General features: G+C 32.1%; 12 protein-coding genes. 2 read left to right on the top strand and 10 right to left on the bottom strand.

From position 1 onward, the window contains the following. The 3 genes from NE054_RS00505 to NE054_RS00495 form a co-directional block, all read right to left on the bottom strand. On the bottom strand, positions 1 to 653 hold a 653-nt coding region (locus NE054_RS00505), incomplete at its 3' end, for a Sir2 family NAD-dependent protein deacetylase (RefSeq protein ID WP_297887072.1). Continuing rightward, a complete protein-coding gene (locus NE054_RS00500) occupies positions 653 to 2,026 on the bottom strand; it encodes an ATP-binding protein (protein WP_297887070.1) in 1,374 nt (457 codons plus the stop codon). The genes NE054_RS00505 and NE054_RS00500, both read right to left, overlap by 1 nt. Before the next feature lie 59 nt (positions 2,027 to 2,085). After that, a complete protein-coding gene (locus tag NE054_RS00495; protein ID WP_297887068.1) occupies positions 2,086 to 3,432 on the bottom strand; it encodes a glucose-6-phosphate isomerase in 1,347 nt (448 codons plus the stop codon). Between the two features lie 99 nt (positions 3,433 to 3,531). Here NE054_RS00495 and NE054_RS00490 point away from each other — a divergent pair, with 99 nt between their 5' ends. Further along, positions 3,532 to 5,136 carry a PEGA domain-containing protein gene (locus NE054_RS00490; protein WP_297887066.1) on the top strand — a complete coding sequence of 535 codons (1,605 nt, stop codon included), beginning with the start codon at positions 3,532 to 3,534 and terminating at the stop codon, positions 5,134 to 5,136. A 32-nt stretch (positions 5,137 to 5,168) separates the two neighbouring features. Here the strand turns inward: NE054_RS00490 and NE054_RS00485 are convergent, their stop codons facing one another. From NE054_RS00485 to kdsA, 5 genes are all read right to left on the bottom strand, one after another. Continuing rightward, positions 5,169 to 5,486, bottom strand: a complete 318-nt coding sequence (locus NE054_RS00485; protein WP_297887064.1) for a cytochrome c — start codon at positions 5,484 to 5,486, stop codon at positions 5,169 to 5,171. Between the two features lie 13 nt (positions 5,487 to 5,499). Continuing rightward, a complete protein-coding gene (locus tag NE054_RS00480) occupies positions 5,500 to 6,705 on the bottom strand; it encodes a molybdopterin-dependent oxidoreductase (protein WP_297887062.1) in 1,206 nt (401 codons plus the stop codon). Between the two features lie 95 nt (positions 6,706 to 6,800). Continuing rightward, entirely contained in the window at positions 6,801 to 8,057 is a 1,257-nt protein-coding gene (rlmD, locus tag NE054_RS00475) for a 23S rRNA (uracil(1939)-C(5))-methyltransferase RlmD (RefSeq protein WP_297887060.1), read from the bottom strand. Next, positions 8,050 to 8,937: a hypothetical protein gene (locus NE054_RS00470; RefSeq protein WP_297887058.1), complete on the bottom strand. Its 888-nt coding sequence runs from the start codon at positions 8,935 to 8,937 to the stop codon at positions 8,050 to 8,052. The genes rlmD and NE054_RS00470 overlap by 8 nt, the downstream gene beginning before the upstream one ends. Continuing rightward, positions 8,927 to 9,715, bottom strand: coding sequence for a 3-deoxy-8-phosphooctulonate synthase (kdsA, locus tag NE054_RS00465; RefSeq protein ID WP_297887056.1), 789 nt, complete (start codon positions 9,713 to 9,715; stop codon positions 8,927 to 8,929). Before kdsA ends, NE054_RS00470 begins: the two co-directional genes overlap by 11 nt. Positions 9,716 to 9,818: 103 nt before the next feature. Between kdsA and NE054_RS00460 the strand changes: the two genes are divergently transcribed. Next, entirely contained in the window at positions 9,819 to 10,967 is a 1,149-nt protein-coding gene (locus tag NE054_RS00460) for a TolC family protein (protein WP_297887054.1), read from the top strand. A gap of 23 nt (positions 10,968 to 10,990) precedes the next feature. Here NE054_RS00460 and NE054_RS00455 read toward each other — a convergent pair whose 3' ends face one another. Both NE054_RS00455 and speD read right to left on the bottom strand, forming a co-directional pair. Beyond that, positions 10,991 to 11,416, bottom strand: a complete 426-nt coding sequence (locus NE054_RS00455) for a pyridoxamine 5'-phosphate oxidase family protein (protein WP_297887052.1) — start codon at positions 11,414 to 11,416, stop codon at positions 10,991 to 10,993. A gap of 76 nt (positions 11,417 to 11,492) precedes the next feature. Further along, the gene (speD, locus tag NE054_RS00450) at positions 11,493 to 11,897 is read right to left on the bottom strand and encodes an adenosylmethionine decarboxylase (protein WP_297887050.1); all 405 of its coding nucleotides are present in this window, start codon (positions 11,895 to 11,897) and stop codon (positions 11,493 to 11,495) included. Between the last annotated feature and the right edge of the window lie 179 nt (positions 11,898 to 12,076).

The following is a 12,076-nucleotide window of genomic DNA, read 5'->3' as shown; positions in this document are numbered from 1 at the left end:
ATTGTAAGGTTTGGTACTTTACTTTTACTCACCACTTTTTCTAACCAAATGCTATATCTAAACTCCTGACTTTCCGTTCTTGTTGGTATCCAGCTAAAATCTCCAAACATCAAGATGTTAGGTCTTGCGATTCTTCCACAGTTTTTACACACAGGTAAAGGTTCTAACGCTGTAAAACTATCCATATCAACTTTTACTTCTACTTCTTCCGCTGACCAGATATCATCACAGCAAGGTAATATACACTGTAAATGGTGGATACTTCCGTGAATTTCAACTATGTTTTTTTCATCAAAACCGGCTTTTTGAAACTGTCCATCTACATTAGAAGTAAATACAAAGTAGTCGTTGTTTTTACTTTCTACCAACTTTTTTAACAGATAAAATCCTTCGTGAGGTTTTGTATTTCTGTAAAGATTCAATCTGTGACCATAAAATGCCCATGCTAATTTAGGATTTTCTATAAACCATCTTGGATTTGCTAAATCTTGAAAGTTAAGTCCAAGTTTTTTTGCGTAAGGGTAAGCTTTCCAAAACCCTTCTCTTCCTCTAAAATCCGGAAGTCCAGAATCTACTCCCATTCCAGCTCCGGCTGTTATCAAAACACTTTCCGCCTCTTGTATAACCCTTTTTGCTTTTTCTATATTGTCCATCAAAACTCCTCCAAGCTGAAGAGAAAAATATTTTTATTCTTTTTACTAAAATTTATCAAATCTTGTGTAAATCCTCTCCTTGAAAAAATTGCAAAGTATTCATCTTTTTCTTTGTAACCTACTTGTTCTGATTTAACTTTTAAATCCTCTAAAACATTTAAACCAACAGGACTGTCCCAGTATTTACACTCACCAAACAGTATCTCCTTTTCTCCTAAAGCAACTACATCTATTTCTGTATCTTTATCCCACCATTTACCTATTCTTTTAATAGAAAAGGGTAAATCTAAATTTTGTATCAAGAAATCTTTTGAAACATCTTCAAATATTGAGGAAACGTAATGTCTAAACTCTGTTTTTATTTTGTTGATGACAAAGTCGTATCTTTCTGTTTCTAAATAACTTTGATATGGAAAAACGTATCTAAACCAGAAATTGAAAAAGTTATCTTTTATAAAGTAAAGTCCCTTTTTACTCTTATTTGGGTTTTCTTCCGTTATAGGTATTTCTCGTTTTATTATTTCAAGTTCTATTAGTTTTTCTATGAAAGATGTTAAATTTTTCGTTTCCATACCAACTTTTGAAGCTATTTTTCCAATTTTATGTTCTCCTTGTGAAATTACCTGTAGTATTGAAAAGTAGGTAACAGGGTCTCTAACTTCATCTTTTAGGATAAATTTTGGTTCTTCGTAAAGGAAACTGTTCTTGTAAAGGATAGATTCTTTTATATTTTCAAAAATATCTTTGTTTTCATCTATAAACTCAATGTACTTTGGTATTCCACCAATTACACTATAAAACTGAAGAAGTTTATCATTGTCATTTAAATTAAAGAATTTTTTAAAATTAAAAAAGTTCATTGGCTGAAGTCTTATTTGAGAAGTTCTTCTGCCGTACAGTGGACTGGAATAGTTTAAAGCTATATCATACATAAGACTTATCAGTGAACCTGAAATGATAAACATTACATCTTTATTTTTGAGAACCGTATCCCATATACTTTGAAAAATAGAAGGTATGGCTTTGTTTACTTTTGCAAGGTACTGAAATTCATCTATCACTATTATTATTTTTTCTTCATACTCTTTTTGGAATATATACTTAAATAAAGTTTCCCAATCGTTTATTTGTAGAGATTTTAATAAGTCGTCTTTTAGGCTGTCTGAAACTATATTTTTAAATCTATCAAGTTGTAGTTTCTCACTTTGTAAATCTGCTAAGAAGTATATTGATTTTTTGTTTTCTATAAACTTTTCAATAAGGGTTGTTTTCCCTGTTCTTCTTCTTCCGTATATTACAACAAAAGAAGAGCCTTTTTTTCTGTACTCTTTTTCAAGAGTTTGAAGTTCGCTCTCTCTGTTTATAAATCTCATAAGTTTTCCTTTTTTTTCGTTTTGAAATTATTATAATCTAAAAACGAAAAATTCAAAAGTTATTCTACCTTTAAGGTATACTTTTCTTTGTCAAGATTTTCAAATTCTTTTAATTTATCTTCGTAACCTTTTCTTCCCATTAAGCCGTAGGCAAAGTTTTTACCTTCTTCAACCGCTGGTTGGTCAAAAGGATTTATTTTGTATAGGTATCCGGTAAATCCGGTTGCAAGTTCGTATATGTAGATAAGCATACCAAGGTTGTATGGATTTAGCTCATCTATCGTTATTGTAAGGTTTGGTACTTTACTTTTTGTTAAAGCTGCTCTTGTACCAAGTAGTTCAATGTCAAGAATCTCTTTTAGTGTGTATCCGGATAGATAGGAAATATCGTCTGGTATATCAGAAGGTATTTTAAAGTCCCTTAAAGAGTTTTCAACTTTTATAAATGTAATTATCTTATCTTTAGGTCCTTCTCTAAATAACTGTATCTGAGAGTGTTGGTCTATACTACCAATGGCTTTTAAAGGTGTTTGTCCAAAACCTTCTTTACCAAGACTTTCTGCCCACAACTGTCTGTACCAATCTACAAATGAAGATAATCTTTCAAAGTATGGCATCATAACGGATATGGATTTTCCTTTCTTTTGGGAAACTATGTAATGAATAAGTCCTATGAGGTAAGCCGGATTTTCTAACACATTAGAGTTTTCACTACATATTTTATCCGCACTTTTTGCCCCTTCCAAAAGGCTGTCTATGTCTATATTACATACTGCCGCTGAGAGTAGTCCTACTGCTGTTAAAACTGAAAATCTTCCTCCGACCTGCGGTGGAATATCCAAAGTTTTTATTCCTTCTTTTTGACCAAACTTTCTTAAAAAGCCTTTTTCTGGGTCCGTGGTAAAGATAAAATGATTTTTGTAATTCTCCCCAAGAAGTTCTTTTAGGGTCGTATAAATGATGGCAAAGTTTGCCATGGTTTCTACCGTTGAGCCAGATTTTGTTATTACGTTAAACATAGTTTTTTTAACATCTATTAAATCAAGAATGTTACCAAATTTTTCTGGGTCAACGTTATCCATGATATAAAACTTTGGAAATTCAAAGTTGTTGTAGTTAAATCCGTTGATAGCTTCTTGAAGCATCTGATTCCCAAGAGCTGAGCCACCAATTCCTATAACTACGAAGTAATCAAAATTTTCCCTTATTTCTTTTGCAATAGCCTTTATTTCCTTTGTATCCTGGTAAGGCAGTTGTGTAAAGTAAAAACTGTTTTCCCTCTCTCTTTGAATTTTTTCATGGATTTCTTCTACGATGAATTTGTACTCTTCAAACTCTTGAAAAAGTATTCCATCCTTTTCACCGATTAATTCTGCCATTACGTTTGTATAGTCTATCTTTAACATCTTTTCCCCCTATCTGTTGGTTTACAATATTTTATGATAAAAATCAAAAATTTGTTTTATAATAATGTTAGTAAATACTAACTATATGAGAGGTGTGGTATGAGAAAGTTTTTTTCCGTCATTTTAGTAGCTTTTTTTTCGGTTTTTCTTTTTTCCTGTGAAGGAAAGGGAAAACTCTCAATAAAAGAGCCCCCTGGAGCAGATGTTTACATTAACGGTAAGCTGGTTGGAAAAACTCCTTTGGAAATTGAGTTGAAAGAAGGAAAGTACAATGTAGAAGTAGCAACGTCTGAATTTGATAGAGATAGACAAACTGGTGTTTGGGTTTACTACGATAAAACAACGGAGCTGTCATTTAAACCAAGACCAAAAGGTATTCTTGAAGCAAACACCATTCCACAAGGTGCCATTGTTATGGAAGGTAGAAACTACCTTGGTACTACACCATTTAAAGATTACCTTGATGTAGGAAAACATCTTATAATTTTTAAGCTTGGTAATGTAGGAACTTCCAGAAAGGTTGTTATTGAGTACGGTAAAACTACAACTTTAAATGTGAATCTTCAAAAGGCAGTTGTTCACTTAGATACAGAGCCAAAAGATGCAGTTGTTTACGTAGATGATAAAAAGTTGGAAACTATCCCTGCAACGGTTGAGCTGGACGAAGGAGTTCATAAAATAACTGTAGAAAAAGACGTTTACAAGGATTCTTTTACTTTAAAGTTTAAAAAAGGTGATGAGTTTAATGTCAAGTACACTCTGGAAGATGTTCAGCTTCCTCCCGTTCAAGCTTACGGTCCTCTTGCAATAACAAAAGATTATAAACATTTTGTTTCTCTTGGAAAAGCCGGAATATACTTTTGGGATTTGAGTGATTTAAAACCTCACGTTTCTTTATGGGACCCTGATGATATAAGAAACTTTGATAAATTTACCACTTTTGCCGTTTCTGATGATGGAAAGTACACAACCGGATTAAAACCAATAAAAGCTTTAGCTTATAAATATAAGGATATGAAAAATCCTGTTAAAGTGTTGGTTTGGGATAACTCAACATCTATGGTTGTTTTGAATAAACTTTACGATGCTAATGTATCTTATATGGCTTTTGGAAAAAATGGCGGTAGTGTTTATCTTTTTGGAAAAGATGGAAAAGGCTTTATAATAGATGCTAAATCCGGAAATAAGATTAAAGATGTATCCATCGGTGAAAGTATATCCGTTGTAAAAGGGTATTTAAATAAGATATACATAGGCTTAGAAAGTGGAAAGTTGATGGTTTACGATACAACTTCGGACTCTGTTGTTTCTACAAATCCGGTTCATAACGGAAGAATAAACGACATTCAAATATCAAAAGATGGAAAGTACTTAATAACAGCATCTAACGATAAAACTGCAAAAGTTTTAAACATAAATGATTTATCAGCTGTGAAAACTTTCTCTTCATCTTCTGCTATACTTTCTGCTAACTTATCACCATCCAACAGTAAAGTGGCATTATCAAAGGCAGATAAAACGGTTGATGTGTTGTCTTTTGATGGAAATAAACTCTACACGATAACAAACTTGCCTGCTGTAGCTGTTTCTGTGTTGTTTACTTCTGAAGATGTTGTACTGACTGCTTCTTCTGTTGAGAATCCGGTTCTAAACCTTTGGTACAACGGAAAACTACTTAGAAAATGGGTTCAAACAATAGAGTAGAGAAAAAAGAGTCCCCTGCGGGACTCTGCTTTTTATTTGTTAGTGTAATTTTCATTTAAATACTGGATAATCTTCTCAGCGTTCTCCTTGGAAATTGGAGCTTTAAATTCGTCTATCATCTGGTAAACAACTGTTCTCCACATGTCTTTTCCGGATTTTCCTTTCGCTTGTCCAAAGATGTATCCTGGAGAATGACACATTAAACAGTTTTGTTCAAACACATCTTTATATTTTCCTTCTTTCATCTGCCAGTTGTAGTATGGTAAATCTATTTTGTAAATATCTTTTTCTTCTGCTTTTACAAAGCTTATAGATAAAGCTGTAAGACTTAATATCAACAGTTTTTTCATAGCAAACCTCCTTTTAAAATACTTTTATTGTAATACTATCAATACCGTTCCACATGTATCCTCCCGGATTCCATCCGGCTTCAAATGGTTGTGTCTCACCGTTTTTATTTATAGCTTTTACCATTACCTTAATTTCACCTTTATTTTGTGGTTTAAAGTAGAAAAACCACTCTCTAAATGAGTACCTTCCAAGGTCTGGTCCTAAACTTGCCTGCTTCCAACTTTTACCACCATCTATTGATACTAAAACATCACTTATTCCGTAACCTTGGTCAAAGGCAACACCTGCAACTTTTATTACTTGTCCCAATTTTACAACCGTGTTATCTTCAGGTGTTCCTATAACAGATTTTACATTCATTTGAGTTATCATCCTTGCTTTTTTTGGTTTTTCACCTGGTTCTACACAATGACATGCGTTATCCGGAATGTGGTAAGCCGTTTCCATCCAGAAATTTTTTAGCTCCTGATTTAAAACCATAATATTTGTAACGGATTTAATCCAGTGAGTAGCGTACCATCCGGGAACTATCAACCTAAGTGGAAAGCCGTTAAGCATCGGTATTGGTTCTCCGTTCATTTCGTATGCAAGAATTAAATCTTCATATAAACATTTATCTATATGTAAAGACCTTTCTACATTAGGAGTTTCCGGATAGGGAGCTTTATCTAAACCTGAGAACGCTACTTCAATACTATCTTTTTTTACTCCTGCATAGTTTAAAACGTCAGAAAGTCTTACTCCCGTCCATAGAGCATTACCCATCGCTCCATGTTTCCACTGAATTCCTAAAGATGTTTGACTTTTCTCAAAGAAGGACCTTCCATTTCCAGAACATTGTAATACAGCGTAGTAGGATACTGGTTCAAACAGAGATTTTAAATCTTCCATAGATAAACTTACAGGATTTTTTACGTTTCCTGTTATTTTTAGTCTCCATTCTTTCAAATTTACCTCTGTTGGAATATTTGAAAGATGCCATCTTACAAAAAATGCATCGTTTGGTGTTATGGCTTTTGAAAAGTAACTTCTTGGTGTTTCAAGTAAAGGTGGTCTATCTGAATACATTATTAAGTCTGTTTTCTCCGGATACTTGACCGTTTTGGGATATTCTTGAAAATCAATAGTTGGAACCTCATCAGCAAATGCGTTTTTTAAAGTTAGACCTCCAACAGCAAGAAAAATAGATTTTTTAAGGAAATCTCTTCTTGAGTCCATTTTTTTACCTCCAATAAAGTTTGAAATCTAAAGATTATTATGAATTTTTGTTGATATTTTGTCCAATAGAAAATTCTTATATATGTATTTAAATTCTAAATTTTATCTAAAACAGACACACTTTCTATGTGATGGGTCTGTGGAAACATATCTATCATTGATATTTTGTTTACTTTAAATCCGGATTCTTGAAAATCCTTTAAATCTCTTGCTAAAGTTGAAGGATTACAAGATACGTATACAACTCTTTTGACAGATTCTATTGAAGATATCTCTTTTACTATTTTTTTATTTAGACCACTTCGTGGTGGGTCTAAAACTATCAAATCCGGCTTAAAATCTTTTGCATATTTTAGACCTTTGTCCGTCTTCCCTTTTAAAAATTTTAAATTTTTTAGGTTGTTGTGTTTTACGTTTGCTTTTGCATCTTTAACCGCTTCTTCGTTTGCTTCTATTCCAAGGACATCTTTAACATGAAAAGCGATAGGAATGGTAAGAGTTCCTACACCACAGTAAAAATCCACAACCTTTTTATAACCTTCCACATAAGATACAACTATATCTATCAAGTTTTTGACTTGATAAATATTCACCTGAAAAAAACTATCCATACTTACACGGTATTTGTATCTATCCACAACTTCAAAAACAACATCTTCACCTAAAAGCAGATGCCTTTTGTTTTTTGAGTAAAATCCTACTCCTTTTATTTTTTTATCTATTTCGTCTTTATATATATTTAAATCCGGAATTACATTTACTATTTGAGAATCATCGGTAAATTCAAACTTTATAAGTTTTTCATCTTTATAGTTTGAAAAAACTACGATTTGAGATACATTTAAAGCGTATTTAAGTAAAAACTTTTTCAAAGGCTGAATAGTTTGATTTAAATCCTCTTTTAAAAGATAACAGTAATCAACGTCAACTATTTCGTGAGAATTGTGTTTATAAAAACCAAAGTTTTTACCATCAAATTTAAACTGAGCTTTGTTTCTGTAATTAAAAGGATTTGAAGGATAAACATCTTTTATCTCAGTATCAATTTTTCCAATCCTTAAAAGTTGGTCTTTCAATATTTCTTTCTTTATTTCAATCTGTTTTTCGTAAAGTATATGCTGAAAATCACAACCTCCACAGACAGTGTAGTATTTGCAAGGTGCTTCTTGTCTAAAAACGGAAGGCTTTACAATTTTTACAGGTTTTGCTACTGAGTAATCTTTCTTTTCTTCAATTACCTGTATCTCTACCTCTTCTTCAGGTAATGTGTAAGGAACGAAGTAAACTTTATCTTCCTTTGCAAGTCCGTGTCCACCGTAAACAACCTTTTGAATCTTAACAACTTTACTCATTTTTTATTACAAGCTCCTTACTTTTATTTGACCCTTTATCTACGGCAACAACTTTATAAACATCAGATGGTTTATAATCTTTGTCAATAAAGTAGTACGTTTTTATTGGAACACTGTTTAATGGTTTATCATTTTTGTATATTAAATATCCTACCACATCTTTTGATTTACTTTCTTCCCACACGATGGTAGCTTCGTTTTTATCAACGATTATTCTTCCTTTTTCCGGTGGTAAAGGTGGAAAAATATCCTTAAAAACTTCACATACAGTTGGAGATTTTTGAGTTTCAGAAAATTTTGTAATTGAAACTGTATAGTAATAACAGTACTTTTTATCAAGCTCTACATCTTTATCTACGTAAAAATTTTTTGAAGATACGTAAGGTATTGGTAAAAACTCATCTTGGTTATAAACTCTGTATAAGTTTACTTGATTTTCTACGTAAAAGTTTATTTTCAGTCCATCTTCTACAATTTCTATCTTCGGTGGATTTAAAACTACTTTTGGAACCTCAATTTTTTTAATACATACAACTTTTGACGGCAAACTTTCTTTTTTCTTTGTTTTTACAACCACTTTATAACAGTTTTCTTTATCCTCAAAAGTATCAAAAAACCAGTATAGGTTATCTTTAGAATAAAGGATAGGATTTATCTTTTTTTCGTTTCTATAAAAAACAAAATTTACATTCTCATTAATAGGATTACCATCTCTATACTTTTTTTCATAGGAAAAGTATATCAAAGGACTATCATCATACTGTTTTACATGTATATCTTCAACTTCAGCCGGAACGAAAGATGGTGGTGGTTTTGGATTTCCCTTCACTCCGCAAGAAAATACAAAAACAGCCAAAAGTAAGAAAAGTTTAAATACCATTTTCTTCTACGAAAGCCTTTAATTTCAAAAGATTTTCAACCATTTTTGGAAACTCATTTAAAGGAATCTGGTTAGGACCGTCCGATAAAGCTTTATCCGGATTAGGATGGGTCTCAAAAAACAATCCATCGACTCCTACAGATACTGCAGCTTTTGCCAAAGGGTAAGCAAACTCTCTCTGTCCCGATGATGCCTTTCCAAGTCCTCCCGGAATCTGGACACTATGGGTAGCATCAAATATAACAGGAGCGTACTGTCTCATAATTTTTAATCCTCTAAAATCAACAACAAGGTTGTTGTATCCAAAGGTTGTTCCCCTTTCTGTAAGGTATATTTCGGTAGCACCACCAAACTTTAATTTTTCTACTATATTCTGTGTATCCCAAGGTGCTAAAAACTGACCTTTCTTTACATTTATCTCTCTTTTTGTCTGAGCCGCTGCTAAAAGCAAGTCTGTTTGTCTACACAAAAAAGCAGGAATTTGAATAATATCTACAACCTCTCCTACAGGTTTTGCTTGATAACTTTCATGAATATCGGTTAAAACAGGTAAACCATACTTTTCTTTAACTTCACTCAAAACTGACAATCCCCATTCAAGTCCTCTACCTCTAAAAGACTCTATACTACTTCTATTTGCCTTATCAAAAGAAGATTTAAAAACGAATCTTACATCCGGATGTTTTTCCTGTAAGGATTTTAAAACTTCAGCAACTTCAAAACATAACTCTCTACTTTCTATAACACAAGGTCCAGCAATTATAGTAAACTTTTTCATAACACAAAACTCCAAACAAAAATAAACGATTATTAAAATAGTGTATCATAGTAGTGGTTCAATAGGAAAAATGTTATAATTATCCATATTGGAGAGTTATAAGATGGTAAGAATCTTAATTTTTACACTTTTAGCACTGAAATTTTCTTTTGGAGAGAGTTTGGATGAGCTTATCGATTTGGCATTAAAGCATAATCCACAACTTAAAAAGATTGAAAAAGAACTTCCAGTACTAAAAGAAAAATCGGAAGTAGCGAAAAAACTTCCAAACCCTTCTTTTTCATTGTCTTACAACAGTGGAATAAATCTATCAATGAGGCAGTATGTTCCTTGGTATGAAAAGTTGGAGTTATCAAAAGAGATAGAGAAGCAAAACTACAGAGCTTACTTTTATATCTATCAAATAGAAAAAAATAAGTTAATCCGGCAGATAAAAGAAAACGCCTACCAAATAAAAGTTTACAGAGATAAGATAAACCTTATAGAAAAGTACCAAAATGATATTAACAACCTTTTAAAATTTAAAACAAATCAGTACGAGATTAATAAACTTAAAATACTTAATACCGATTTGGAAGTAGAAAAGTTGGATTATCAAAACCAAGTGGAGAAATTGATATCAAAAATAAAAGAGCTTGTTAATTACGATATAAAAGATGTCGAAGTAGATGAGATTAACATTGAAGAGAATTTAATTCTTGAAAAAGTTCTTAGAGAAGCGGAAGAATCAAGTCCTTTAGTGAAAAACTTAGAGGAAAACTTAAAAAAAGATAGACTTTCTTATAAACTTGCAAAAGAGATTTACTATCCGGATGTCTCCTTAGGTATAACATATAAATCTAAAGAAAGATTTCAGGATGCTTTTTCAGCAGGTATAAATCTTAATCTAAACTTTCCGTTTTGGAGAACGTTAGGACAAGAACAGGTAGTCCTTGAAAGAAAATTATTTTTAGTATCCCAACAAGAACAAAAATTACAATTATTAAACAACTTAAAAAGTACAATAGTTTCATTGTACGTAGACTACCAGTATAAATTAAAAAAATTAAAAGTGTTTATAGAAACAAAACAGGTTTACGAAGATGATTTTAAAAACAGTTATAAAAAATTTTCTTTATCGGAAGTTAATTTTCAAGATTTTTTAACATCTTTTAGTGAAAAGAAAAAATCAGATTACAGTTTATTAGACTTAAAATTAAACACAGCTATATCTATCTTAAAGATAAAAGAGTTGATTAATTTAGAAAATTAAGGCGGAAAATTTCCGCCTTTTTACTAACTTTTTAACGCTTTCAAAACCTTTTCATCCAACTCTAAGGCTTTTTGGACGTTTCCTGTATGCTCGAATGGAATAGTTCCTTTTACGGTAGCTCCCGGAAATAGATTATCGATAACATTTTCAACCTTAACTTCTAAAACAGAAACCGGAAATGGAATATCTTCTATAGCATCTTTTATTATCTGTGCTTTTCCATAAATTGTGGCTGCTATCTCAGGTCCGAAAACAGAAATCGCTACCTCCGGATTTACCTTTACGTTTTCAACAGATTTAGAATTCTTACTCAAAGCTACTCTTATAGTGTTTTCATCCTTTGCAACGAGCCAACTTACAAATGCAAGGTAAGGTTTACCATCTGACACCGTAGCAAAAACAGATGGTGTTAAATCATTTAAAAGTTTCATCAAATTTTCGTTTAACATAGAATACCCCCTAAAAGTTTTCATACAAACATAATACTACATCTTTACAAACAGGGTATCTATGTTTTACATCAGATTACAGGCTGGCTGCTAACTGCCATCTTTCTATGTTTACACCTTCCGGCTCTACCGGAACTACTCCTCTCTCAGCTATCTTTTCATCAACCCTTTTTGGTTTTAAGACTTTGATGATGTATTCCATAGCTTTAAAGGTTTTCTCTTTTCCTCCGCAGGTGTAAACATCAATAGCAGCATAACCATGCTCAGGCCATGTATGGATAGATATGTGAGATTCTTCTAAGAGAATTACTCCTGTTGCCCCGTGAGGATTAAATTGATGGAAATGAGATGATAACTTACTAAGATTTGCGTATTTGACAGCTCCTTCCAAAAGTGCTTTTACGTCTTCTACATGGTCGATTTTTTCAAAATCTACTCCGTAAAGGTCCGCTATGATATGCAGTCCGAGGGTTTTTTCCATTTTCTTTCCTCCTTAAAAGTTTTTTTCTTAAAAATTTTCGTCGGGCTAATACTGCCCATGGTAAAAAAACCTCCTTGCTAAGAATTTTAATTTTAAAATGAAAAATATATTATATGATAAATTTTAAATTTTTTAAATACTATTGCATAAAAAATATGCAAGTTAAAAATTTGAAAGGT

Origin of the sequence: Sulfurihydrogenibium sp. (genome assembly GCF_027448985.1) — a bacterium.
GTDB lineage: Bacteria > Aquificota > Aquificia > Aquificales > Hydrogenothermaceae > Sulfurihydrogenibium.
The sequence above is the reverse complement of the archived record's forward strand: the minus strand, read 5'-3'. Positions and strand labels throughout refer to the sequence as shown.